Origin of the sequence: Nocardia crassostreae (genome assembly GCF_001613405.1) — a bacterium.
GTDB classification, from domain to species: domain Bacteria; phylum Actinomycetota; class Actinomycetes; order Mycobacteriales; family Mycobacteriaceae; genus Nocardia; species Nocardia crassostreae.
Genome location: NZ_BDCH01000013.1, coordinates 173503 through 196239 on the forward strand (window position 1 = coordinate 173503; position 22737 = coordinate 196239).

Consider the following 22737-nt stretch of genomic DNA (forward strand, 5'->3'; position numbering starts at 1 on the left):
ACATACGGAACCTTGTTCCGTTTGCCAAGCGGATCGATGGAGGACCCTGCCCAGTGACCGAGAGCGGATCAACCCCCCGGAAGCGCGCCGACGCCCGCCGCAACGAGCAAACCCTGCTCGATGCCGCCGCGGCGGCCTTCGTGGCCTCCGGTGTCACTGTCCCCGTGCGCGATATCGCCGCCAAGGCGGGCGTCGGCGTGGGCACCATCTACCGCCACTTCCCGACCCGGGCCGATCTCGTCGTCGCCGTCTATCGCCATCAGGTCGAAGCCTGTGCCGCGGCCGGTCCCGCCCTGCTCGCCGACAGCGAGAGCCCGCATGCCGCGCTGACCGCGTGGATCGACCTCTTCGTCGACTTCCTGGTCACCAAGCACGGCCTGGCCGAAGCCCTGCGCTCCGATGCCGCCACCTTCGAAACCCTGCACGCGTACTTCCTCGACCGCCTGGTCCCGGTATGCGCCGAAATCCTCGAATCAGCCATTGCCACAGGCGAAATCAGGGCCGATATCGATCCGTACGAGCTCATGCGCGCCGTCGGCAACCTCTGCATCGGCGAGGCCAACGACCCTCGCTACAGTGCTCGCCGGATGGTCGCCCTACTCATTGCGGGACTGCGCGCGGATTCGATTCCGGGGTCTGAATCCCGCACTGCGGCAACATCATGACGGGGTCGCCGCCGGGCGTGCGCAGATTTCGGCCAGGGCGTGGAAGGCGCGCTTCGGAGCGAGGGCGCCGTCGGGCATGACCTTGCATACGCCGAACGACGCCAGATCGAGGTCGTAGTACGGGTCCGCGCTGTGCGGCAGGTGATACCCGGCGAAGGTGTACCAGAAGGCGGTGTCCACGGACTCTTCCTCGAAGAGTTGGAAGAGTCGGCGCATGTAGTGGACGGGCTCGTCTTCGTCGCGGAAGTGTTCACCGATGATGTGCTGCGGGTCGGCGTCGTAATCGACTATGGTCCAGCCTATTCCGTTGAGTTCGGCCGCGCCCCGATAGGTGCAGCAGCTGACTTCGGTCGCCGCGATCGGCTTGCCCAGCTGTTTCAGTGCCTGCGGGCCCTCACGATATGCCGGGTGCTCCGGATCGCCGTAGGCATCGATGCCGATGATGTCGAACGGCGTCCAGTCGATGGCCTCCCAGGTTCCGGCGGCATAGGTCACCTTGCCGCCGAAGCGCTTTCGTACCTCGGCGACGATGTCGGCCAGGGCGGCATTGATCCGGGCATTGGTGTCGAGCAGGCCCGCCGCTGCCGCCGGATCGCCGCTGGTGAATGACGCGATTCGGGAGAAGGTGTCGTCGCCGGGCAGGAAACCGGTTGCGAACAAGCTGAATTCGCAACCGGCGACGAAGACTTCGGCTCCGACGGCCGCGGCGCGCCCGGCGCAGTCGGCGAAGTAGGGGACCATCTCGGCGGCGGTCAGTTCGCACGGGAACGGTGAGAACCAGACCTCCAGACCGGCATCGACGGCATGGCGGGCCGCGATGGTCAGGCGCTCGGGATCGTCGCCGGTGATCCGGACGGCATCGCAGTGCAGGTCCTCGGCGATGATGCACAACTCGCGTCGCACCACCTCGGAGTCGAAGTCGGTCCGGCTGCTGCGCCCGCCCGGGGCGAATCCGGTGTCGTAGGTGATACCTCGTGCTCGCATGGTTCCGAACTTAGGTGGAATCCGAAAAGTGGATCAATGACGCGGGCCCGGTAGTTCATATCATTTGGCCTGGTAGTTGGTGCAATACACGATTGCAACGACAGTGTCGGTTAATGCCCGCTGAGGCGACCCGCGTTGCAATCATCCGAGACCGGCACCGATACTGGCGTCGAGGTGACCGAACCCGCGAAGGCGAGCGCATGCCAGGACGCAGACTGACCAGAACCGACCGGAGACATATTGCCTCCGGATTGACCGAGGGCCTCGACCACGCCGAGATCGCCCGCCGCCTGGGCCGCCCCACCTCGACCATCACCCGCGAAGTCGCCCGCAACGGCGGCCCCGGCCGCTACAGCGCCGACCTCGCCCACCTGGCCACCACCGCCCGCGCCCGCCGCAAACCCCGTCCGGACGCTCCACAGCCCGGCGCCGAATCCGCCACGCCCACAGCGGAATCCGTCGCAGCCGTCCGCGATCTGACCGCCGCCCTCATCGACACGGGTCTACCGCGTACCGCCGCAGGCATATTCGTCTGCCTGCTCACCTCCGAAACCGGCAGTCGCACCGCAGCCGACCTCGCACAACACCTCCAAGTCAGCCCCGCCACCATCTCCCATGCCGTCGGCCTCCTCGAATAACAAGGTCTCCTCCTGCGCCGCCGCGACGAAACCACCCGCCGCCAGCGCTATTTCATCGACGCGGACGCAGGCATCCGCACCGTCCTGACCAGCGCCCGCGCCAACCAGCACCTGGCCGCCACCGCCCTCCGCGCCGCCCATGCCTTCGGCCCCGACACGCAAACCCGCGCCCGATTGGCGACAACGGCCGCCTTCCTCGAACAAATCGGTACCGACATCATCCGTTCGGTAGAACATTGGCGGGCCACTGCCAGCGCCCGCGAGAACTGACGAACACGAGAGAGTCCCGGCGTCGTGTCAACGGCGGTGTCGAGCAGGACTGGCTGGAATCCGCCTTTAATGACTTCAGAACGAAAGGGTCGGCAATGATCATTGTGGCGGGGCATATCCGGGTCGAGGCGGGGGAGCGGGAATCTTATCTCGCGGGGTGCGTGAAGGTGGTCGAACAGGCGCGGCGCGCACCAGGCTGCCTCGAGTTCTCCATCACCGCGGACATCGTGAACCCCGAGCGGATCGTGATCTTCGAACGATGGGACAACCAGGCCTCGGTCGAGGCGTTCCGCGGCAGAGGCCCCTCCGACGAACAGTCCGCCGCAATCCTGTCCGCGTCGGTAACCGAGTACGACGTGACCGCCCGGCGCTCCTTGTCCTGAGTCGCACTGGACGGTTGATCACCGGGAATTGGTGGCGGCATTTCGCGAGTAGCGTCCGCCACCAGTTCCCGGTCGTCGATGCTTCAGATTTCTAGTGCCCCAGGGGAATCAGGTCTGGCGGGGAGGTCCGCCCGGTGGGGGCGAATGGGGGTCGTCGCGGCGGCCGGTGTTCTCGGGTCCCTCGCCGGAGTTGGAGCTGATTCTGCGTGGTCGGGCAATGCGCCGGATGCCGGGGGCCGGGGCGTCGTCACCGGTTCGCTTCCGCCGCGCGGCGCCGAAATCGACGACGTTGCCATCGTGTTCGGCTCGGCCCGTATCAGGCTCCGGGGCGGGATGCTGCGCCCGGCCGGGATCGACCGGCCACCACCCGGTCTCGCGCTGCAGTTCCGAGCGCTGCACGGGCCTGGTCGGCGCGGGATCATAGACGGCGGGGCCTTCCGAACGCCAAGTCTTGTGCGGACGCTCGCCGGGCTCCTCCGTCATGCGCCGCGGGCGCCGCGGCAGCCGGGTGACCTTCGAGGCGCCGTCGCCGGTCTCGGCGGCCTTCAAACCCTCCCAGCTTCTGGCGCAGCCGTTCCACCGCATCGAACCTGTTCCCGACGGGCTCCGGCCCTTCCCGATCCGACATGAGCTAACCGCCGACGGGCGCCGAGGCGCCCGCCGATGCCACGACGGCCGACGCCCCCGGCCGACCTCTGAAATGCTGCCTGACTGCGTCGCTCACGTCCGTATTCTCCCTCAGGACCGCCACACCCGTTTCCTGCCCGGACCCCACCGAGCATCGGAGCCGGGCCCGTGCGCCCTCGCCCATGTGACGAATCAACGATAACCGCCCGCCGCGTCGGTATGTGCGGACCATCGTCGGCGCGCCCCGGAACGGCGCCGGTGGGTCAGTCGTGGACTCGGGCGGTCCTCGAGGGCTGGGCGGGTTCGGTGTTCGTGTCCAGGGCTGCGAGGAGGCGGAGGCCGTCTTCGGTGGGGGTGCCGGGGGCGGCGGAGAGGATCAGGAGTTCCAGGCCGGATTGGTCTGGTAGGGCGAAGTTTTCCTGGTGGAGTTCCAGGAGGCCGACGAGGGGATGGTGGTAGGGCTTGCGGCCGTGGGTGCGGGCGCACACGTCGGCGCGGGCCCAGAGGCGGCGGAAACGCTCGCTGCCCATGGCGAGTTCGCCGATGAGGGAGGCCAGGCCGGGGTCGTCGGGGTATTTACCGGCGGCCAGGCGGAGGTGGCCGACCGCGTCGAGGGTGCATTTCTCCCAGTCGGCGTAGAGGCCGCGCTGATCCTCTTCGAGGAAGATGTGGCGGGCGGTGTTGAGGCCGGGCATGGGGCGGCCGAAGAGGAGTTCGGCGAGGCGATTTCCGGCGAGGACATCCAGGCGGTGGTCCATGATCAGGGCGGGTGCGCCGGTGACCAGGTCGAGGACGCGCAGCAACTCGGGGCGGATCCGGCCGCTCGGGGCCTTGGCGCGGCGGCGGCGCTGGCGGGCGAGCCGGTAGAGGTGACCGCGTTCGGTGTCGTCGAGACCGAGCACGCGGGCGAGGGCGTCGAGGACCTGTTCGGAGGGCTGGGTGGCGCGGCCCTGCTCCAGGCGCACCTAGTAGTCGACGCTGACGCCGGACAGGTGCGCGACCTCTTCGCGGCGGAGTCCTTCGACGCGGCGGTAGCGGTCGGCGGGGATGCCGACGGCCGCCGGGTCGACTCGGGCGCGCCGGGTTCGCAGAAAGCCCGCGAGATCATCCATGCCCCCAGTATCGCGTCGGCGACGGGCACGAAGGTGGTCCTGGCGTTACCAGGAAGTCCCGTCCGATGGTCGAAGCGCCCCTGAACGCCGGGCGCCGCGGAACCCAGGATCGAAGGCATCCGATTCGAAGGAGTTCCCATGAAGACGCTGATCGTCTACGCCCATCCGGAGCCGAAGTCGCTCAACGGCTCGCTGAAAGACCTTGCGGTGTCCACCTTGAAAGGCGCCGGGCACGAGGTGCGGGTGAGCGATCTGTATGCGATGAACTGGAAGGCGTCCGTCGACGCCGCGGACTACGGACCCGACGCCTCGAGCCCGCTGCAGGTCCCGCGGGATTCGGGGCGGGCTTTCGAGGCCGGGACGCTCACCCCCGATGTGCGCGCCGAACAGGAGAAACTGCTGTGGGCCGACACGATCGTCTTCCAGTTCCTGCTGTGGTGGTACACCATGCCCGCGATCCTCAAAGGCTGGGTGGATCGGGTGTTCACCTACCGATTCGCCTACGGCGTGGGCGAACACAGTGACGTCAAATACGGCGAGCGCTACGGTGAGGGCACCCTCGCGGGCAGGAAGGCGCTGCTGTCGGTCACCGCCGGTGGACCCGAGCGGCACTACGCCGCGCGCGGAATCAACGGACCGATCGAGGATCTGTTGTTCCCGATTCACCACGGCATCCTGTACTACCCGGGCATCGAGGTGCTGCCGCCGTTCGTGCTGTACGGCACCGACCGGATGACGGCCGAGGACTACGCGGATGCGGCCAAGGCGTGGGAGGAGCGGCTGCTGACACTGGAGTCGACCGATCCGATTGCGTTCCGGCAGCAGAACTTCGGCGATTACGAGATCCCATCGCTGCACTTGAAGGAAGGGCTGGAGCCCGCCGGGCGCACGGGGTTCGGGTTGCACGTGCGCGGCTGACGGTCGGCCTACCGTCGGGGAATTCCCATCCCGAACGTTCCATGCGTCGTTGCGCGCGGTGTCGGTGTGCATCGGTAGCGTCGGGTGCGTGGAAATTGGGGAACGTATCCAAGAGCTCGCCGACCGCATCGTGGCCTTGCGCGATGCCTACTATCAGGGCTCGCCGCTGGTTGCGGACGCCGAGTACGACGCGGTCGAGGACGAGTTGCGCGGCCTGATCGAGGCGAATCCCGATCTCGCGCCCGATCCGAATCCGCTCGAGCAGGTCGGCGCGCCCGCGGTGCTGCACGCGCCTATCCGACATTCGCGGCCCATGCTCTCGCTGGAGAAGGCGACTAAACCCGAGCAGGTCGTGGCGTTCTTCGATCGTTTTCCGGGGCAGTCGGTCGTGGTGATGCCGAAGCTCGACGGTTTGTCGCTGGCTGTGGTGTTCGAGGACGGGCGGCTGGTGCGCGCGGTGACCCGGGGCGACGGCACCACCGGTGACGATGTGACCATGCTGGTCCGCGCCCTGGTCGACGGCATTCCCGAGCGGATCGACGCGCCGGGACGGGTGGAGGTGCGGGACGAGGCGGTCATGCTGCGGTCCACCTTCGACGCCTACAACAAGGCGCATCCGGACAAGCCGCTGATCAATCCGCGCAATGCCGCCGCGGGCACGCTGCGCGCGAAGGATCCGGCTACGGTGGCCGAGCGCCGCCTGCGATTCTTCGGATTCGACCTGGATACCTCGGCGGGCGGCGCCGCGCTCGACCTGGAAGAAGGGCTGGCGGCGCTGGGAATCACGGGTGCGCGGATGCGGCATTGCGACAATGCCGAGCAGGCGCAGGCCGCGATCACCGCGATCGAGCAGGGGCGCAATGATCTCGACTACGACCTCGACGGCGCGGTGCTGCGGCTGGCCGATCGGGAGGCGTACGCGGCGGCCGGGACCCGCTCGAATTCGCCGCGCGGTGCGCTGGCGTTCAAGTTCGCCGCCGAGGAGAAGACCGCGCTGCTGCGCGAGGTGATCTGGGATGTCGGCAAGACGGGCAAGATCGTGCCGGTCGCCTGGCTGGAGCCGGTATTCGTGGGCGGCACGACGGTCACCAAGGCCACGCTGGCCAATCAGGAGGTGATTCGCGCCCGCGATATCAAGGTCGGTGACACGGTTCTGGTGCGCCGCGCCGGTGACGTGATTCCTTTCGTGGCAGGCGTTCTCGATGCCTCTAAGCGCACCGGCGACGAAAGCGAGATCGTGCCACCGACCGTCTGCCCCTCCTGCGAGCAGCCGGTCACAGAGCAGGGCAATAGCCGGGAACTGTTCTGCATCAACGTTTCCTGTCCCGCGCAGACGGTTCGGCGGCTCATCCATTGGGCCTCACGTGCGGCCGCCGATATCGATGCCATCGGTCAGGTGCGGATCGAACGCCTCGCGGAGGCGGGCATTCTGGAGAATCCGTCGGACTTCTACACCTTGACCAAGGAGCGTCTGCTCGAGTTCGACCGTATCGGTGAGATCTCCGCCCAGCGCATGATCGACTCGATCGACGCCAGCCGCCAGGTCGGCCTGCGTCGCGCGCTCATCGGACTGGCCATCCCCATGGCCTCCGATGGCACCGCCGCGCGCCTGGCCCGGGCCGGATTCGGCTCGTTGGAGGAAGTCGCCGACGCCGGTGAGGAAAAGCTCGTGGCAGTGGAGGACATCGGCCCGAAAGTCGCGGCCTCCCTGGTCACTCATCTGACCCGACTACGTCCCGAGTTGGAGCGGTTGCGCGAAACGGGCGTCTCGCTGGATGTGCGCGAGGAAGACCTTCCTCCGGTCGTCGCGGCCGGTGCACCGCTGGCGGGCAAGACAGTCGTGATCACGGGGGCCATCAGCGACCCGCGCTCCGGGGAGAAGGTCGCCCGCCCGACATTCCAACGCCTCTGCGAAAGGGCGGGCGCGACGGCCGCCTCTTCGGTGTCGGCCAACACCGACCTGCTGATTACCGGTGCGGGAGTCGGCGACAGCAAACTGACCAAGGCGGAGAAGCTCGGCGTGGAAGTGGTGGACCAGAACGAGATCTGGAATCTGCTGATCGCCGCCAACGTCGTCTGATCCGGAGTCGGCAGTCGGACGCGGGGGCGGTACGGAGCACCGGGAACAGAGCAACCGCATTTACGTCGTTGAGGACGCCTCCAGCGTTCGACCGAGAACTTGGCAGGGCCATCCCTCGACGTCGATGTGCTGGAGACGTTCATAACCGCACGATTCGTAGAAGCGGACGAGTGCCCCGGTGCCGCCGCCGTAACAGTCCACTCGCAGGCGGTCCAGCCCGGCGGCCCGGGATTCGTTGTCCGCGAAGGCGAGTAGTCGGCGGCCGATGCCGCGCGCGCCCGGGTCGCGGGACGAGATCAGTAGTCGGACATAGAGTTCCGGCTCGGTGGCGACCGGCACATAGGGCATTGCCTCGCCGAGTACGAGGGCACCGCACACGCCCAGCCGGGGATGTTCGGCGATCCACGCCCCGGGCAGGGAGCATGCCTCGGTGACGCGTTTGACGCGTGACTCCTGAGTGGACCACGGCTCGGTGCCCCACTGTTCCCGATTGCCGATGGCGACGAACCACGCGATCACCTCGTCGAAGAGGTGCAGCACCGCGGGTGCGTCGGCGGCCTCGGCTCGCCGAATCACCATGTCGTCCAGTCGATTCTCCGTCACGATCGTCAGTCCTCCGTTGGCGCGATGGCCGCAAGATCAGATGTCTGCGGCCACGACCACCGTAGCCACGGCAGCGGGTTCCGCGCCTATTGCGCAGACGCGGAGCCTATTGCGCAGCCGCGGACAGCGCCGCCTGCATTGCCACGCCGTCGACGTAGGAGTGCTTCTCCTTCACCGCGCCGTTCTCGATGAACACCACATCCGCGAGGTCGACCTCGACGATGCCGCCGGTGATGGCGGTTCCGGTGAGGGTCTGCTGGACGACCCAGAAGTCCTCGCCGACACGCAGGGTGACCACGTGGAAGGTGAGATCCGGGACCAGGGCGAAGTTCTCGGCGGCTGCCGCGCGGATCTCCTCGCGGCCGTGCGCGGGTTTGCGGCCGGAGTGGAGGTGGAAAATCGAGTCGGGAGTGTGCATTTCGGCAATGCGGTCGGGATCGCGGGCCTCCCAGCAGGCGTGGTAGCGCTCGAAGAGGTCTCGGGTGGAATCGGACATAAGGGGAATCCTTCTAAGATACAAACAGGATGACTGTATGTTCCAGGAAGGGCGTACGGCCGGTCAAGGGTCGGAACGCCTCGAATCGCACCGGAATCCGGCGCTGGCCTAGACTTCGACGTCGCTATGAACGCTGACCGCCGCACCCAAGCCGAACGCTCGGCCGCCACCCGCGCCGTGGTGATCCGCGTGGCACGAGAACTGTTCGGGCAGTACGGATACGGGGCGGTGAGCACGGTCGCGGTGGCCGAGGCGGCGGGGGTCAGCCGGGGTGCGATGTACCACCATTTCAGCGAGAAGCGCGATCTGTTCGAGGCGGTATTCGAAGACCTCGAGCGGGACCTGGTCAAGGTGATCGGGTCCGCGGTCGCCGAAGCGCGCGCCGAGGACCCGATCGCGAGTCTGATTGTCGGCTGTCTGGCCTGGCTGCAGGCTTCGACCGCGCCCGAGGTGCGGCGCATCGCCCTGCTGGACGGTTCCGCGGTGCTCGGCTGGAAACAGTGGCGCGAGATCGAGCTTCGCCACACCATCGGCCTGGTCGAGAACGCGCTCTCCGGCGCGATGGCCGCGGGCCGCGTGCGCCCCCAACCGGTCCGCCCGCTGGCCCTGATCGTGGTGGGCGCGTTGGACGAAGCCGCCCAATACCTCGCCAACTCCGACGACGAGCCCGGCGACACCACCGCCGTTCGAGCGGTGATCGAACAAATCGTCTCCGGTCTCGCCATCGACCCGGAACCCTAGCCGCGCAGGCCGTTACCGCCCCCGCCTGCGCTGGTCGGCGCTCCCGGCGGCTGGAACCTATGGTGTGACCATGCGGATTCGACCGTGGCGTCGGGTGTATCTGGGCGCCGAGTATGCGGCATTGTTCTTCGGCGGAACCACTCTCTACAACGCCGTACTGCGGGGAAAACCGCCGATTCCGGCACTCTTGGCGCTCGGCACCGGCGTCACGATCTATCTGCGCCGCTCACAAGACTTCGACCGTGCTTCCCTATGGCGCGCCAAGGCATTTCGCACCCAGGCCCGCTCCATGGCCGTCTCCGCAGGATCCAGTGCGGTCGCACTGACGGCCGCAACCGCACTCCTACGCCGAGACGACCTCTTCGACCTCCCACGCCGAAACCCCATGCTCTGGCTCGCCGTCATGCTGCTGTACCCCGCGCTGAGCGTCTACCCCCAAGAATTGATCTTCCGATCATTCCTCTTCCACCGCTACGCACCGCTATTCGGCGAGGGCCCACTGCTCATCGCCGCCAGCGCCGCCGCCTTCGGTTACGTCCACATCATCTTCGGCAGCTGGTTCTCGGTCGCAGCCAGCGGCGTCGGCGGCTGGATCTTCGCCACCCGATATCTCTCCACCCGCTCACTCTTCACCGCCTCCGTAGAACACTCCCTATACGGAATCCTCGTGTTCTCAATCGGCTTGGGCCGCTACTTCTACCACGGCGCCACCCCGACACGGACCATTCAGCTCGGCCCGTGACCGGGCACTGATGCAGATTCTGGCTCAATGTTGCTGGGTGATTTCTTCCTGACTGGTGGTGGGTGGGTTTACCGTAGAGGAGCACCACTTTTTGATCTCTGTCAGGAGGTTCGGCCGATGACTAGGAAAGTAGCTGACTGTCGTCGGTTCCCGAGTGAATCGAATTGCACGCTCACTATTTCTGGTGAGGAAGAGGAAGTTGTGCGGGCGGCTTGTGAGCATGCGGTGTCGGTGCACCAGCATGAGGATGGGCCGGAGTTGCGGGCGCAGGTTCGGGAGCTTCTTGAGGATGAGAAGGTTTCGACCTGAATCGGTAACGGTTCTGCTGGAGCGCATTCACCGACGCGTACCGCGCTGACTCGTTCGGTCAGCGCGGTAGGGAGTGGGAGTGTGTTTCGGTGGGGGTCAGGCGGTTGGTTCCCAGATGAAGCCGTCGGGGTCGGTGAAGGGGGCGTTGTCGGCGGTGACGACGATGCCGTGGGAGCCGGAGCCGGTGGGGGCGACGCCCGCGTCCTTGGCGGCGGCTATGCGGGGGTAGAGGGCCAGTTTGATGGGGGAATCGGGGAGGGCGAATTCTACGTATTTGCCGCCGAAGCTCTTCGAGACGGCGAGGCCTCGGTCCAGGTAGAACTGCTTGCTGGCTTTGACGTCTTCGACGCCGAGGAGGAGGACGACGATGTCGACATTGCGGCTGGAGGGGCCGGAATCCTTTTTCTGGGAGGTGGTGACCTTCCAGATGGTGGAGTCGGGGCCCTGGATGATGCCGCCGTAGCCCCAGAGGTTCTTCTTGGCGGGCTTGAGGACGGTGAAACCGTTCTGCAGGGTGGTGGCAATGAGGTTGTCGGCGGTGCCGGGCTGGTCGACGACCAGGGAGATCATGAAGCCGCGGAAGCCCTCGGACTCGGCCTGGGCGGCGCGGAAGGACAGCTTGTCGCCGAGGCTGAAGGCGGCCTCGTAGGCGGCGGCGATCCCGGCCGGATCGGAGACCTCGAGGGTGACGTTGATTTCGGTGGTGGCGGTGGTGTTCGTCATGCCCATAACGTTAAATTTCGCCTGGACCTGCGACATCCGTGCTGAACACGGAACCCGCCACGGAAAGACCACGGGCCGTGCCCCGCACCGGGCCCGGGCTCACTCGGGGGAGGCGAGTCGTTCGAGTTCTTCGGAGATCGCCTGCCGGAGGGCGCTGTGCTGGGGGCCGAGCGCGTATTGCGGATCGGTCCACCGCGCGCGTGGATACAGCCACACCGGCATGTGCACCACCTCCTCCGGTTCCCAGTCGTAGCGAGGCCAGATGTGTGCGTGCAGATATGGTTCGGTATTTCCGAGGATCTCCAGATTGATCCGGCGAAAGGTGGAATCGCGGCTCCTGCAGACGCGTTCGACTGCCTCGCCGAGGCGGTCCATATCGGTCAGAAAGGCGGATCGCTTGGCACGGGGCAGATCGGACAGCCGGTGCACGGCGGGGTCGTCGATGAGCAGTACGCAGTATCCGGGCAGAAACTGAACCTCCCCGATCATCGCGAACCCGCCGGTCAAACGGCGCAGCACTGTCGGATTCTCGCCACGAAGGGCACTGCCGATCCTGTCGCTTCGGAAATCGTTCACAGGTGTCACCTCGAAGCTGAATGCGTCACTCTCGCTGTACCTTTCATGGTGCAGGACGAGCGAACCTACCGTCGGTTCAGCGGCTTACCTCGGCGTACGTCCTTACGGTGGGCAAGGCTTCTTCCTACTGTGCGGGCCATGACAACTGTTGTATTCGGGGCCAGTGGAAATGTCGGCCGTCATGTTGTGGCGGGTTTGAGGGCGGTTGGTGCGCACGCTCGCCTGGCGAGTCGTGAACCCGGGAGGGCGGGATTCGAATCCGGAGCGGATGTTGTCGTGGCGGATTTGGATCGGCCCGAAACGCTTTCTGCGGCGCTCGAAGATGCGGACAGCGTGTTCCTCTATGCCCGGCCGGATGGTATCGATGGGTTCGTTGCGGCGGCGGAGTCGGCGGGCGTGAAGCGTGTGGTGTTGCTGTCGTCCGGAGCTGTTCTGGACGAGGATCCGGACAGCAATCCGATCGGCCGAATGCATGTGATCGTCGAATCGGCCATTGAGAGATCGAATCTGGAGTGGACGTTCATTCGTCCCGGGATGTTCGCCACCAATGCCCTGTGGTGGTGGCAGCGGTCGATTCGGGAGGAGGGCACCGTTCGGATGCCTTATCCGGAGGCCCGGACAGCACCGGTTCACGAGCAGGATCTGGCCGCGCTCGCTGTGACCGCCCTGATCGAACCGGGGCATCACGGCCACGCCTACGCCGTGACCGGCCCCGAATCGCTCACGCTCCGCCAGCAGGTCCGGCATATCGGCGTGGCGATCGACCGTGACATTGCCGTCGAGTCGATCTCCGTGGAGGAGGCCCGGACGGAACTGGGCCGGACGTTGCCGCCGCCTGCCGTGGACGCCATCATGGCTGGTTGGGAGGCCGGGACGATGGCGGTTGCCGAACCGACACCGATAACCCGCGTAGTCGCCGGTCACCGTGCGCGGACATTCGCCCGGTGGGCTGCGGACCACGTCGACGACTTTCGTTGAACGGCGTTGGCCTGCGAGGCGACTCGCCGGTCGACCCGAACGCCCCCTTGCTATTCCTCGGCGTCGTAGCGCTGCTGGGCTTCGAGGATGGCGGGGGTGTTCGTGCCTATCCAGTGGATGAGATCGCAGAGGTAGCTCGCGCCTTGGCGGCCGAGTGGGGTGAGGGCGTAGGTGACTTGCGGAGGTTTGGTGGGTTCGACTGTGCGGGTGACCAATCCGTCGCGGTCGAGGGTGCGGAGGGTTTGGGAGAGCATCTTCTCGCTGATGCCGTCGACGGCGTCGCGGAGTTGGTGGAAGCGGAGGGGACCGGCGCGGAGGGCGGCCAGGACGAATAGGGCCAGCGGCTGGTGATGTGGTCGAGGATTTCGCGGGTGGGGGCACCGCGGCGGAGCGGCTCGACGAGGTTGTCCGGGGGCGGGGGCTCGACCTGGGAGGCTACGCTCATATCAGGAGCTTACCTGAGGGTACGTCCTTACATTTCGAAAGCTCATGTCCTAGCGTCGAATTCATGGCTACTGTGCAGGTCGATATCTGGTCCGACATTCTCTGCCCGTTCTGCTACATCGGGAAACGCAACTTCGAAACGGCGCTGGCGGACTTCGACCAGCGCGAGCAGGTCGAAGTGCATTGGCACGCCTTCGAACTCGATCCGGGGCTGGGGCGCGCACCGGACCTCTCGCTGCCCGAACGCTCCAGGCAGGATCTCGGCGGAACGGAGCAGCAGACCCGGGAGCGGATGGACATGGTCGAGGCGATGGCGGCTCGCGCCGGGCTGCGGTACGACCTGTACCGGGCCCGGGCCGTCAACAGCCTGGACGCTCATCGCCTCATCAAACTCGCCGAATCCGCCGGACTCGGTGACGCGATGCGAGAACGGCTGATGCGCGCCTACACCGGCGAGGGCGCCGTACTCACCGATGTCGAAACGCTGGTGTCGCTGGCGGGGGAGGTCGGCCTGGACGCGGCGACCACCCGAAACCTCCTGTCAGGCAATGATTTCACCGATGCCGTGCACGCCGATCGAGCCGCCGCCCTCGCTCTCGGCATCAGCGGCGTCCCCACCTTCGTCTTCGACAATCGCTTCGCGATCTCCGGCGCGCGGCAGCCAGGCGACTTCCGGCAGCTGCTCGAGCGGTCGCTGCGCTCACGGGTGAGCGGTTAGCTCTGGACGCCGACGATTCCGCCGAAGGTCAGCGTGCGCCGAGCAGGTGTTCGAGTGCCAGTTGGTTCAGGCGCACGAAGGCGTGGCCGCGTTCGCTGGCCTTGTCGATGTCGAAGTGGGCTGTCCGGGGGTCGCCGAGCAGATCGTCGGGGGTTTCGCCGGGATCTAGTGTGGGGGTGCGTAATTCGGAAACCGCAGCGGCTTCGAGTGCTTCCTGGACTTCCGGATCGGCGCGGAAGGCCGCAGCTCGGTGTTTGAGGAGGAGGTAGTTGCGCATATTGGCGGCGGCGGAATGCCATACGCCGTCGATGTTTTCGGTGCGGCTGGGTTTGTAGTCGAAGTGGCGGGGGCCCTCGTAGGCGGGGGAGCCGAGGGTCCCGCTGTATTCGAGGAGATCTACAAGGGTGAAGGCGCTCATCAGGTCGCCGTGGGCGAAGACGAGGTCTTGGTCGTATTTGATGCCGCGCTGGCCATTGAGGTCGATGTGGAAGAGCTTGTGGTGCCACAGCGCCTGGGCGATGCCGTGCGTGACATTGAGACCCGCCATTTGCTCGTGCCCCACTTCGGGATTCACGCCGACCAGGTGCTCGTGTTCGAGAGTGGCGATGAAGGCCAGCGCGTGGCCGACCGTGGGCAGGAGGATATCGCCGCGGGGCTCATTGGGTTTGGGCTCGAGGGCGAAGCGGATATCGTAGCGGCGGTCGACGACGAACCGGGTGAGCAGGTCCAGGCTTTCGCGGTAGCGGTCCAGCGCGGCGGGGACGTCCTTGGCGCTGTCGTATTCGGAGCCCTCGCGGCCGCCCCACATGACGAACGTGTGCGCGCCCAGTTCGGCGGCGAGTTCGATAGTGCGAAGGACCTTACACAGGGCGTAGCGGCGGGTGCCGCGGTCGTTGGCGGTCAGGCCGCCCTCTTTGAAGACCGGGTGGGTGAACAGGTTCGTGGTCACCATGGGCACGACCAGGCCGGTCGCCCGCAGCGCAGCGGTGAATCGGTCGATGCGCGTGCGGCGCTGGTCCTCGGTGGCGTCGATCGGGAAGAGATCGTTGTCGTGGAAGGTAATGCCGTAGGCCCCGAGCTCGGCCAGCCGGTGCACCGCCTCGACCGGATCCAGGGCGGGCCGAGTGGCGTCACCGAACGGGTCCACGCCCCGCCAGCCGACCGTCCAGAGTCCGAACGAGAACTTGTCCGCGCGGGTTGGTTCCACCATGGTCCACCTCGACCTTCAGTTGCCGACTCCGCTTCGGACGTTACGCCGCGAACCGCGCGCCGACATCGAATCCAGCTGAGTCATCGCATTTCTCAGCCGTCCGCTCAGCACGATCCAGCCCGCGGTGACACCGAGCGGCACGGCCAGCAGCACGGTCACCATGGTGTTGCCCAGCGGCGCGGCCAGCAGGTCCCCGACCAGCAGCGACAGCACCAGATTGTTCCCGGCGTGCGCCAGGCTCGGCACCCAGATGCTGCGGCTGCGCACGTAGAGCCAGGTCAGGATGATCTCCTGGAACAGGAAGGACGCCGTCCACACCGCCAGCCCGGCGAACACATTGCCGAAATGCACGTACCCGACGAAGGCCAGCGGGTAATGGCAGGACGCCCAGACGAGCCCCGTCGCGGTCACCGATGCGAGCGGCCGCCCAGGGAACATCCGCGGTCGCAGATAGCCGGTCCAGCCGAACTCCTCCCCGAAGTACACCGGTGTCAGCACGATGACCGCGATCATGAGAATCGGCGTCAGCGCGGTGATGGGAATATCGAAATCCGGATCGAGCCAACCTGTTTCCGGCCACCACAGCCGGATGGCCACGGCCGCCACAATGCTGGCCACCGCCAATCCGAGCGGCCCGATCCAGGCGATCACATACCAGCGCCGAGCAGTGCGGAACCGCGGCGCCAGACCGGCATCGGCGAACCCTTCGCGCGTGACCCAGCGCCGGACGACGAATGCCGCGACGGCGGGAGCCACACCCATCGGCAGCTGCACTATCGGATTGACAACCGAAAACCCGAGCAGCACAACAGCACCCAGCAACCACAGCCAGGGAACTCCGAAGGCGATCAGCAGAAAGACCGCCACCCCAGAAGGATTCGCGATCACGGACCGTCGCTGCCCCACACGTTCATCGACCATGATTCGATCCCACCGCGCCGCGCGGCGGAGATCATCAGTGCGAACCCCCGAATCCCCGGTGTAGCGAGCCACACCCCGCGCTCACCCGGTCGGATCACCGCCCGGCCGGGCGCCGCGGGCGGCATGAAACTGCTGCCAGAATTCACCCAGCGCCGCCGGTTCGTGGTCGATCAGATCGCGGAACCGCGCAATGAATCGCTGCTCGGCGTCGAGCAATTCGAGCCGATAGTGATATTCGATGAGAAACAGCGCATCCACCTCGCGCGCCCGGTCGAGCACCGCGTGCTGCTGCGCGATCTGCTCCGCCAGCGCCCGCTGCCGCTGTTCCAGCAGCGCCGGAACCTCCTCCGGCGACAGCACGACGATCAGCGACAGCGCGGCGTCGAACCGGCGATATTCCTTCCCGGGCACCGCGATCATGTTCCGCATGTACTCCCGCAGCCGCGCCTCGCTCGCACCGGTCGGGGTGTAGACGGTGCGCTCGGGTCGCTGGCCCTCGCGTTCGGTGTGCACCGGCGTGATGTATCCGGCCCGGGTGAGCTGGTCGACGACCATGTACAGCGAGGCGTGCTTGTAGCCGATATTGCGATCGGCATTTCGCTGCTTCAGCAGCTTCCCGATCTCGTAGGGATGCAGCGGCCGCTCGAGCAGATAGGCGAGCACCGTGAGCGTCAGCGGATTCTGCACAGGGTCCCGTCGAGTCGCCACGGAACCCTCCTCGATCACCGGCTACACATCGAGCTCGATCCGCTCGCCGCGAGCACGAGACACGCAGGGGTAGATGATATCGGCCCGCTGCCGCTCACCGGCCTGCAGCACATCGTCGCGGTGCTCCGGCGTCCCCGCCAGCACGCGCGTGGCGCAGCTGCCGCAGACGCCGTCCTCGCAGGACAGATCGACGGTCGGATCCACATCCCGAATGGCCGACAGCAGCGTGCGCTCCGCGGGCACGTGGATGACGACACCGGAGCGCCGCAGCACGGCCTGGAAGGGCGCGTTGGAGACCTCACCGGCACGGTTGCTCGGTGCGAAGCGTTCGGCATGCATGCTCGCGTCCGGCTGTTGCGCCGCAGCGGTTTCCGTGGCGCGCAAGAGCCCTTCGGGACCGCAGCAGTACACCGCCACTCCACGCGGAGCCGCCTGCACCAGGGCGTCCAGATCGGGTCGGGCATGGGTGTCGGCTGGCAGCAGCGTCACCCGATCCGGGTACTGCGCGCGCAGCGCGGCCGCGAATGCCATGGCGGCCAAGGACCTTCCGCGATAGATCAACCGCCATTCCGCTCCGGAGCGAGACAGCCGGTGCACCATGGGCAGGAACGGCGTGATTCCGATACCGCCCGCGACCAACACGTAAGCGGGCGCATCGAAGAGCGGAAAGGTGTTGCGCGGCCCTCGAATACCGATACTCATCCCGGCCCGGAGCCCATGGATCTCGGTCGAGCCGCCACGCCCGCCGGGTTCGTTCAACACCGTGATCCGATAGCACCCGCGATCGGCCGGATCCCCGTAGAGCGAATACTGACGCACCCGCCCCGACGGCAAAACCAGATCGATGTGCGCGCCCGGCTCCCACTCCGGCAACGGCTCGTCACCGGCCGCTCGCAGGGTCAATGCGATTGTCCCCGTGGCAAGTTCGCGCCTGTCCGCCACCGTCACCGGGATATCGCGCGCGACCGCGCGCACCGGCAGCAGCCGCCGTCCCCGCCGCGTCTTCCCGCCCGGCTTGTACACCGACAGCAGCACGGCGATCACCAGTCCGAGCATCGAGGACCCGAAGCCCCAGAACGCCACCTCGGCCGCGCCGGTGAGCTGTGCGGTGGTGCCGCCGGTGGCGGCCAGCCGCTCGGCCTTGCGATGGGCCCGCTCCAGGGTGTCGTGCAGAAATCCGAACGCCATCACCAGAACTCCCATGGCAATGGTCAGCTTGATCGTCACCCAGTAATACCTGATCAGCCCCCACCCGGTCGCGAAGTTCGCCCAGGGCAGCAGCGTGATATCGAAGACCGTCATGAGCTCGTAGGCGGTCACGCTGGTTTCGATGCTGCCGGTCGTCATGGCGACCACCGCCATGGCCGTCATGGTCACCGCGATCCCCACCCAGCACGCCGCCGCGACCGCGTGCGCCGCGACCAGCGCCTTGCGCGGTCCCGGCCGCAATTGTCCCGCGAGCCGTGAAACAGCCGGAACCACAAGCCATGTCGCGAACATGGCCGCGCCGTCGCCGATGGCGAACGCTTGCAGCACCGTCGCCACGATCAGAATCGAGCCCAGGATCGTCACCACCGCACGCGCGGTACCCGGCCGCACCGTCACCAGTGCCGCCAGCCCACCGCTGAGCGCGGTCAGGAAATACCACATCGGCGCAACGGCTCCCGGCAGGTACGGCGGGAACAGGGGCGGCAGCTGCGCCGCGACGACAGCCAGAATCGCGAAGCCCGCCAGCATATTTTGCGCGCGGGCAGGCATCCGTGCGACTTGCGCGGGCTTGGTGTTCGGGCGAACGGCGGTCTGGGTCTGCATGGCGCGTCTCCGCATACTCGATTAGTCGATATCGACTACTGAAGTATGTGAGCCGCGCCTTCCGGCTGTCCTCGGGAATCACCCTGATACCCCGGAAAATGGCGCCACGGAGCCAGTGGCGCGCGCCCGCCGTAGTACTTGAGAGTGATACGCGAAGACCCCTCCGCAGCGGGATGCGCCCGCCCGCCGCCGTTTCTAGCGTCCAAGAGGTGGTCCAAGCTCCTCGATCGTGTCGACGCGCGCGCCCGGCGTGGCCGATAGTGAACTCATGACCCGGCTGATCCGCGCCGATGTGCGCCCGCACTGGTGGCCACTGGTTTTCGCCGCCACCGTGGTGCTGGGCGCGGCGCTCTTCGGCATTGTCATGCACACCCTCATGTCCGACACCGGCCTATCCGATCGGCGATCCCTCGGCCTGGCCCTGGCCCAGGCGCTCGCCGTGGTGCTGGCCCCGCGTCTTCCGGTGCTCGCGTGGGCCTGCTCGATGGCCGCGGTCGTGCTGGCCTCGGCCTGGGTCGATACCGGGCTGTGGGTAGATGCCATGGTCAACAGCTACTTGATCGTGCTCGGCGTGATCGCGCTGACCGTGCCCGCCCGGCACGCCGCGGCGTACTGGGTGGCGACCATGACCGCCGCGCTCGGCTGGGCGGTCGTCCTGCGGCCACCGTCCTGGCCGCCGGACCTCCTCGATTTCGCGGCCCTGACCGCTCTCGTGCTGATCGCCGGGGCCGCGGTGCGCGGTCTGGCGGTCGCCCGGCGCGGACTGCGCGAGCAACAGCGGCTGGTCACCCGCCAGCGCGAGCGAAACGCGCTGTTGGAGGAGCGAACCCGGATAGCCCGTGAACTCCACGATGTGGTCGCGCACCATATGTCGGTGATCGACCTGCAAGCCGAGGCCGCGCCTTTCCGCGACCCGGACTCCGCCCCGCAGACCTTCGCCGCCATCCGCGAGAGCGCGGTGACGGCGCTGACCGAAATGCGGCGCATTCTCGGAGTCCTGCGCTCGGCCGACACCGGCACCGCCCCGCCGCCCACGCTCGCCGATCTCGGTGAGATGGTGGAACTGGTGCGCCGCACCGGAACCCGCATCGATCTGGAAGCCACCGGTGACCTCGCTGCGGCCCCGCCCGCAATCGGCCTGTCCGCCTACCGAATCGTCCAGGAGGCGCTGAGCAATGCCGTCCGGCACGCCCCGGGCGACCCCATCCGCGCCCGGATTGCCTTGGACGACACCGAGATTCGCATCGACATCGACAACCCGCTCACCGCCGCGACCCGTGCCGCGACCCAGGGCCACGGGCTCACCGGAATGCGCGAGCGCGCCGCGGCTTTCGGTGGCAGCTTTGCCGCCGGGCCGACGGCGGACGGACGCTTCACGGTTGCGGTCACCTTGCCGCTGCGGGAGGCGCGATGATGCCCATCCGCGTTGTCATCGCCGATGATCAGCAACTGGTTCGTGAGAGCCTGGCGGTGCTGCTCGGCGCTCAGTCCGGTATCGAGGTGGTCGGTCAGGCCGTCGACGGCGCGGAAGCCGTTGCCGAGGTCACGCGTTCGCGGCCGGATATCGTGCTCATGGACGTCCGTATGCCGGTGCTGGACGGGCTGGAGGCCACCGCGCGCCTGACCGCCGCGGAATGGGCTCCGAAGATCATTATGCTCACCACTTTCGATCTCGACGAGTATGTCTATGCGGCGCTGCGTGCGGGTGCGAGCGGGTTCCTGCTCAAGGACGTCTCGGCGCTCGCGCTGGGGGATGTGGTACGGGCGGTGGCCCGCGGCGATGCCATGCTCGCTCCGTCGGTGACGCGGCGGTTGCTCGAACGCTTCACGCGATCGGATCGGCTCACGCTGACGGTCGATCGCTCCGAGGCGCTCACCGCCCGCGAGAACGACGTCCTGATCCTCATCGCCCGCGGGTTGTCCAATGCCGAAATCGCCAGTGAACTGGTCATTTCCGAGCAAACCGTCAAAACCCATGTAGGCCGCATCCTGGACAAACTCGGACTGCGGGATCGCACCCAGGCGGCGATCTACGCCTACGAATCGCGGCTGATCCATCCCGATAGGCCCGTGTAAGCGGCTGGAAGCCAGCGGGATTCATCACATTTCGCCCGTTCAGCAGGGTGACCAGTTTGCCAGACCAGCGTCTTTACGGAATCATTACGCTCAGGTGAGCCGGGAAGTCTCGACGGCTAGGGACTCCACGAGTCCGTTCATCGTGGATCGACCCGAAAGGAGCCGCCCGTGGCATTCACGCACTCCGCGTATACGACAATGCTGTACCTCTCTCCCCGGACGGCGCGCCGGTAGCCGAACCGCCTGGCGTGGCGTCGGTTAGGGTGGAATGTGTGAACGTCGAGGTTACACAGCTGCCCGGTATCGGGGTGCGCAAGGACTTTCCGCTGTCGGGCGCCCGTCGCCGGATCGGGATCATCGATCACAAGGACGGCACGATCGATCTGATCGTGAGCAAACCCGGAAATCCCGATGCCACGGATCAGATCCCCTTGTCCGCGCAGGAGGCCACGGTGCTGGCGAATCTGCTGGGCGCACCGCAATTAGTGGCGCAGCTGCGCGAGGAGCACCGGGACTACGGGGAGCTCGAGACTCGGCAGGTCACGGTGCGCGCCCGGTCGCCGTACGACGGGCGGCCGCTGGGGGACACCCAGATGCGTTCGCGCACCACGGTTTCCATTGTGGCCGTCATGCGCGCGGGCCATGCGATCCCCTCACCGGGCCCGGATTTCGTCTTCCTCGCCGGAGATGTGTTGGTTGTTGTCGGTACGGCGGAGAGCCTGACGGCTGCCGCCAGAATTTTGACGGATGGCGGAAAGTAGATGGTGGCACACGAAACCGCGCTCTCGCTGATTCAGCTGGGCGCGGTATTTTTTGGTCTGGGTTTGCTGGGGAAGCTCGCCGCGCGGATCGGAATGTCGCCGATCCCTTTGTATCTGATCGGCGGATTGGTGTTCGGCACGGGCGGACTGGTCGAGCTGGGGCATGTCGACGAGTTCATTCACCTGGCCAGTGAGATCGGTGTGGTGTTGCTGCTGCTGTTGCTCGGATTGGATTACAGCGCAAGCGAACTGGTGACGGGGCTGCGCGGATCCTGGCAGGCGGGCGTGCTCGACCTCGTCCTGAACGCCACGCCGGGCGTGGTGGTGGCGCTGTGGCTGGGCTGGGGGGTGACCGGCGCGGTCGCCATGGCGGGCGTCACCTATATCTCGTCCTCGGGCATCGTGGCCAAGGTGCTCGGTGATCTCGGGCGGCTGGGCAACCGGGAGACGCCGACCATTCTGTCGATCCTGGTGTTCGAGGATCTGGTGATGGCGGCGTACCTGCCGGTGCTGACGGCCATTCTGGCCGCGGTCGGATTCGCGGCGGGGTTGAAGACGCTCGGTATCGCGCTGGCGGCGGTCACGGTGGTGCTCGTGGTGGCCTTGCGCTACGGCAAGTACGTCTCGATGGTCGTCGACAGCGACGATCGGGAGATCTTCCTGCTCAAGCTGCTCGGTGCGGCGCTGCTGGTGGCGGGTGTGGCCTCGGCGTTGCAGGTGTCGGCGGCGGTGGGTGCGTTCCTGCTGGGCATCGCCATCTCGGATTCGACGGCCCACAATGCGACCAAACTGCTCGAGCCGTTGCGCGATCTGTTCGCGGCGCTGTTCTTCGTGCTGTTCGGGCTGACCACCGATCCGCGCAGTATTCCGCCGGTGCTCGGCTGGGCGATCGTGCTGGCCGTGGTGACCACCGCCGCGAAGCTGTTCACCGGCTGGTGGGCGGCACGCCGGGCGGGGGCCTCGCGCTACGGTCGCGCCCGCGCCGGGGCGGCGCTGGTCGCGCACGGCGAATTCTCGATCGTCATTGCCGGGTTGGCCGTCGCCGCGGGTGCGGTGCCGAGTGAGTTCGCGGCGCTGGCCACCACCTATGTGCTGTTGATGGCGGTGCTCGGCCCGATCGCCGCGCGCGTGGCGGAACCGCTGATGCGGCGGGTCGCACGGCCCGCGCGGGTTCCCGGCTAGTCGGGGTGCGAGGTTTGCCGCCGCCTTGACGCGGGCGGAGCGCGGCACCAGCATGGATGG

At 66.9% G+C, this 22737-nt stretch carries 27 protein-coding genes; 14 read left to right on the top strand and 13 right to left on the bottom strand.

All coding sequences use genetic code 11. The features are described 5' to 3' along the window. Nucleotides 1-53: 53 nt before the first annotated feature. Complete coding sequence (locus NC4_RS11885; RefSeq protein WP_067536494.1) at nucleotides 54-665, top strand: TetR/AcrR family transcriptional regulator; 612 nt, start codon at nucleotides 54-56, stop codon at nucleotides 663-665. Here the strand turns inward: NC4_RS11885 and NC4_RS11890 are convergent. Next, the gene (locus NC4_RS11890; protein WP_067536496.1) at nucleotides 660-1649 is read right to left on the bottom strand and encodes a glycoside hydrolase family 113 protein; all 990 of its coding nucleotides are present in this window, start codon (nucleotides 1647-1649) and stop codon (nucleotides 660-662) included. The genes NC4_RS11885 and NC4_RS11890 overlap by 6 nt on opposite strands. 200 nt (nucleotides 1650-1849) lie before the next feature. Between NC4_RS11890 and NC4_RS41525 the strand changes: the two genes are divergently transcribed. Both NC4_RS41525 and NC4_RS11900 read left to right on the top strand, forming a co-directional pair. Then, on the top strand, nucleotides 1850-2287 hold the full coding sequence (locus tag NC4_RS41525; RefSeq protein ID WP_218021046.1) for a helix-turn-helix domain-containing protein: 438 nt from the start codon (nucleotides 1850-1852) through the stop codon (nucleotides 2285-2287). Between the two features lie 365 nt (nucleotides 2288-2652). Next, complete coding sequence (locus NC4_RS11900; RefSeq protein ID WP_067536501.1) at nucleotides 2653-2940, top strand: putative quinol monooxygenase; 288 nt, start codon at nucleotides 2653-2655, stop codon at nucleotides 2938-2940. A gap of 108 nt (nucleotides 2941-3048) precedes the next feature. Here the strand turns inward: NC4_RS11900 and NC4_RS11905 are convergent, their stop codons facing one another. From NC4_RS11905 to NC4_RS44525, 3 genes are all read right to left on the bottom strand, one after another. Further along, complete coding sequence (locus NC4_RS11905) at nucleotides 3049-3525, bottom strand: hypothetical protein (protein ID WP_157554585.1); 477 nt, start codon at nucleotides 3523-3525, stop codon at nucleotides 3049-3051. A gap of 305 nt (nucleotides 3526-3830) precedes the next feature. After that, nucleotides 3831-4532: a helix-turn-helix transcriptional regulator gene (locus NC4_RS42460; protein ID WP_369690731.1), complete on the bottom strand. Its 702-nt coding sequence runs from the start codon at nucleotides 4530-4532 to the stop codon at nucleotides 3831-3833. Further along, nucleotides 4533-4679, bottom strand: coding sequence for a hypothetical protein (locus NC4_RS44525; protein WP_369690732.1), 147 nt, complete (start codon nucleotides 4677-4679; stop codon nucleotides 4533-4535). Nucleotides 4680-4817: 138 nt separating this feature from the next. On the opposite strand from NC4_RS44525, the gene NC4_RS11915 reads away from it, so the two are divergent. Next, nucleotides 4818-5597 carry an NAD(P)H-dependent oxidoreductase gene (locus NC4_RS11915; protein WP_067536506.1) on the top strand — a complete coding sequence of 260 codons (780 nt, stop codon included), beginning with the start codon at nucleotides 4818-4820 and terminating at the stop codon, nucleotides 5595-5597. Between the two features lie 88 nt (nucleotides 5598-5685). Further along, a complete protein-coding gene (ligA, locus tag NC4_RS11920) occupies nucleotides 5686-7677 on the top strand; it encodes an NAD-dependent DNA ligase LigA (protein WP_067536508.1) in 1992 nt (663 codons plus the stop codon). 60 nt (nucleotides 7678-7737) lie between these two features. Here ligA and NC4_RS11925 read toward each other — a convergent pair whose 3' ends face one another. After that, a complete protein-coding gene (locus NC4_RS11925) occupies nucleotides 7738-8280 on the bottom strand; it encodes a GNAT family N-acetyltransferase (RefSeq protein ID WP_067536511.1) in 543 nt (180 codons plus the stop codon). A 106-nt stretch (nucleotides 8281-8386) separates the two neighbouring features. Next, the gene (locus NC4_RS11930) at nucleotides 8387-8776 is read right to left on the bottom strand and encodes a nuclear transport factor 2 family protein (RefSeq protein WP_067536513.1); all 390 of its coding nucleotides are present in this window, start codon (nucleotides 8774-8776) and stop codon (nucleotides 8387-8389) included. A 126-nt stretch (nucleotides 8777-8902) separates the two neighbouring features. Between NC4_RS11930 and NC4_RS11935 the strand changes: the two genes are divergently transcribed. The 3 genes from NC4_RS11935 (at nucleotide 8903) to NC4_RS38875 (ending at nucleotide 10568) form a co-directional block, all read left to right on the top strand. Further along, on the top strand, nucleotides 8903-9517 hold the full coding sequence (locus NC4_RS11935; RefSeq protein WP_067536515.1) for a TetR/AcrR family transcriptional regulator: 615 nt from the start codon (nucleotides 8903-8905) through the stop codon (nucleotides 9515-9517). Between the two features lie 70 nt (nucleotides 9518-9587). After that, nucleotides 9588-10259, top strand: a complete 672-nt coding sequence (locus NC4_RS11940; protein WP_067536778.1) for a CPBP family intramembrane glutamic endopeptidase — start codon at nucleotides 9588-9590, stop codon at nucleotides 10257-10259. Between the two features lie 117 nt (nucleotides 10260-10376). Next, nucleotides 10377-10568, top strand: a complete 192-nt coding sequence (locus NC4_RS38875; protein WP_084528918.1) for a DUF1059 domain-containing protein — start codon at nucleotides 10377-10379, stop codon at nucleotides 10566-10568. A 96-nt stretch (nucleotides 10569-10664) separates the two neighbouring features. Here the strand turns inward: NC4_RS38875 and NC4_RS11945 are convergent, their stop codons facing one another. Then, on the bottom strand, nucleotides 10665-11291 hold the full coding sequence (locus tag NC4_RS11945; protein ID WP_067536781.1) for a VOC family protein: 627 nt from the start codon (nucleotides 11289-11291) through the stop codon (nucleotides 10665-10667). Nucleotides 11292-11390: 99 nt separating this feature from the next. Then, complete coding sequence (locus NC4_RS11950) at nucleotides 11391-11810, bottom strand: HIT domain-containing protein (RefSeq protein WP_067536518.1); 420 nt, start codon at nucleotides 11808-11810, stop codon at nucleotides 11391-11393. Between the two features lie 102 nt (nucleotides 11811-11912). Between NC4_RS11950 and NC4_RS11955 the strand changes: the two genes are divergently transcribed. Beyond that, entirely contained in the window at nucleotides 11913-12845 is a 933-nt protein-coding gene (locus NC4_RS11955; protein WP_218021048.1) for an NAD(P)H-binding protein, read from the top strand. A gap of 50 nt (nucleotides 12846-12895) precedes the next feature. Here NC4_RS11955 and NC4_RS38880 read toward each other — a convergent pair whose 3' ends face one another. Then, nucleotides 12896-13186 carry a winged helix-turn-helix transcriptional regulator gene (locus tag NC4_RS38880; RefSeq protein WP_369690733.1) on the bottom strand — a complete coding sequence of 97 codons (291 nt, stop codon included), beginning with the start codon at nucleotides 13184-13186 and terminating at the stop codon, nucleotides 12896-12898. Between the two features lie 167 nt (nucleotides 13187-13353). Here NC4_RS38880 and NC4_RS11965 point away from each other — a divergent pair, with 167 nt between their 5' ends. Next, on the top strand, nucleotides 13354-14007 hold the full coding sequence (locus tag NC4_RS11965; RefSeq protein WP_067536525.1) for a DsbA family oxidoreductase: 654 nt from the start codon (nucleotides 13354-13356) through the stop codon (nucleotides 14005-14007). Nucleotides 14008-14035: 28 nt separating this feature from the next. Here the strand turns inward: NC4_RS11965 and xylA are convergent, their stop codons facing one another. From xylA to NC4_RS41530, 4 genes are all read right to left on the bottom strand, one after another. Next, nucleotides 14036-15217: a xylose isomerase gene (gene xylA, locus NC4_RS11970; RefSeq protein ID WP_067536528.1), complete on the bottom strand. Its 1182-nt coding sequence runs from the start codon at nucleotides 15215-15217 to the stop codon at nucleotides 14036-14038. Between the two features lie 15 nt (nucleotides 15218-15232). After that, complete coding sequence (locus NC4_RS11975; RefSeq protein WP_067536530.1) at nucleotides 15233-16138, bottom strand: CPBP family intramembrane glutamic endopeptidase; 906 nt, start codon at nucleotides 16136-16138, stop codon at nucleotides 15233-15235. An 81-nt stretch (nucleotides 16139-16219) separates the two neighbouring features. Further along, on the bottom strand, nucleotides 16220-16846 hold the full coding sequence (locus tag NC4_RS11980; protein ID WP_067536784.1) for a PadR family transcriptional regulator: 627 nt from the start codon (nucleotides 16844-16846) through the stop codon (nucleotides 16220-16222). A 21-nt stretch (nucleotides 16847-16867) separates the two neighbouring features. Further along, on the bottom strand, nucleotides 16868-18658 hold the full coding sequence (locus NC4_RS41530) for a PDR/VanB family oxidoreductase (RefSeq protein ID WP_218021050.1): 1791 nt from the start codon (nucleotides 18656-18658) through the stop codon (nucleotides 16868-16870). 268 nt (nucleotides 18659-18926) lie between these two features. On the opposite strand from NC4_RS41530, the gene NC4_RS11990 reads away from it, so the two are divergent. The 4 genes from NC4_RS11990 (at nucleotide 18927) to NC4_RS12005 (ending at nucleotide 22677) form a co-directional block, all read left to right on the top strand. Then, the gene (locus tag NC4_RS11990; RefSeq protein ID WP_157554587.1) at nucleotides 18927-20072 is read left to right on the top strand and encodes a sensor histidine kinase; all 1146 of its coding nucleotides are present in this window, start codon (nucleotides 18927-18929) and stop codon (nucleotides 20070-20072) included. Beyond that, nucleotides 20072-20734 (top strand): response regulator, encoded by a 663-nt coding sequence (locus NC4_RS11995; RefSeq protein ID WP_218021066.1) that lies wholly within the window; start codon nucleotides 20072-20074, stop codon nucleotides 20732-20734. The genes NC4_RS11990 and NC4_RS11995 overlap by 1 nt, the downstream gene beginning before the upstream one ends. Nucleotides 20735-21006: 272 nt before the next feature. Further along, nucleotides 21007-21495, top strand: a complete 489-nt coding sequence (locus tag NC4_RS12000; RefSeq protein ID WP_067536537.1) for a cation:proton antiporter regulatory subunit — start codon at nucleotides 21007-21009, stop codon at nucleotides 21493-21495. Further along, nucleotides 21496-22677 carry a cation:proton antiporter gene (locus tag NC4_RS12005; RefSeq protein ID WP_067536540.1) on the top strand — a complete coding sequence of 394 codons (1182 nt, stop codon included), beginning with the start codon at nucleotides 21496-21498 and terminating at the stop codon, nucleotides 22675-22677. Nucleotides 22678-22737 lie beyond the last annotated feature (60 nt).

Excerpts from the sequence above, each read along its gene's own strand:
- NC4_RS11915 (WP_067536506.1), top strand. The coding sequence starts at position 4,818 with ATGAAGACGCTGATCGTCTACGCCCATCCGGAGCCGAAGTCGCTCAAC.
- NC4_RS38875 (WP_084528918.1), top strand. The coding sequence starts at position 10,377 with ATGACTAGGAAAGTAGCTGACTGTCGTCGGTTCCCGAGTGAATCGAAT.
- NC4_RS11940 (WP_067536778.1), top strand. The coding sequence starts at position 9,588 with ATGCGGATTCGACCGTGGCGTCGGGTGTATCTGGGCGCCGAGTATGCG.
- NC4_RS41530 (WP_218021050.1), bottom strand. The coding sequence starts at position 18,658 with ATGCAGACCCAGACCGCCGTTCGCCCGAACACCAAGCCCGCGCAAGTC.
- NC4_RS11900 (WP_067536501.1), top strand. The coding sequence starts at position 2,653 with ATGATCATTGTGGCGGGGCATATCCGGGTCGAGGCGGGGGAGCGGGAA.
- NC4_RS44525 (WP_369690732.1), bottom strand. The coding sequence starts at position 4,679 with ATGGATGATCTCGCGGGCTTTCTGCGAACCCGGCGCGCCCGAGTCGAC.
- NC4_RS11990 (WP_157554587.1), top strand. The coding sequence starts at position 18,927 with ATGACCCGGCTGATCCGCGCCGATGTGCGCCCGCACTGGTGGCCACTG.
- NC4_RS11955 (WP_218021048.1), top strand. The coding sequence starts at position 11,913 with ATGGTGCAGGACGAGCGAACCTACCGTCGGTTCAGCGGCTTACCTCGG.
- NC4_RS11995 (WP_218021066.1), top strand. The coding sequence starts at position 20,072 with ATGCCCATCCGCGTTGTCATCGCCGATGATCAGCAACTGGTTCGTGAG.
- NC4_RS11930 (WP_067536513.1), bottom strand. The coding sequence starts at position 8,776 with ATGTCCGATTCCACCCGAGACCTCTTCGAGCGCTACCACGCCTGCTGG.
- NC4_RS11965 (WP_067536525.1), top strand. The coding sequence starts at position 13,354 with ATGGCTACTGTGCAGGTCGATATCTGGTCCGACATTCTCTGCCCGTTC.
- xylA (WP_067536528.1), bottom strand. The coding sequence starts at position 15,217 with ATGGTGGAACCAACCCGCGCGGACAAGTTCTCGTTCGGACTCTGGACG.
- NC4_RS11905 (WP_157554585.1), bottom strand. The coding sequence starts at position 3,525 with ATGCGGTGGAACGGCTGCGCCAGAAGCTGGGAGGGTTTGAAGGCCGCC.
- NC4_RS41525 (WP_218021046.1), top strand. The coding sequence starts at position 1,850 with ATGCCAGGACGCAGACTGACCAGAACCGACCGGAGACATATTGCCTCC.
- NC4_RS11935 (WP_067536515.1), top strand. The coding sequence starts at position 8,903 with ATGAACGCTGACCGCCGCACCCAAGCCGAACGCTCGGCCGCCACCCGC.
- NC4_RS11975 (WP_067536530.1), bottom strand. The coding sequence starts at position 16,138 with ATGGTCGATGAACGTGTGGGGCAGCGACGGTCCGTGATCGCGAATCCT.
- NC4_RS11890 (WP_067536496.1), bottom strand. The coding sequence starts at position 1,649 with ATGCGAGCACGAGGTATCACCTACGACACCGGATTCGCCCCGGGCGGG.
- NC4_RS12005 (WP_067536540.1), top strand. The coding sequence starts at position 21,496 with ATGGTGGCACACGAAACCGCGCTCTCGCTGATTCAGCTGGGCGCGGTA.
- NC4_RS11945 (WP_067536781.1), bottom strand. The coding sequence starts at position 11,291 with ATGACGAACACCACCGCCACCACCGAAATCAACGTCACCCTCGAGGTC.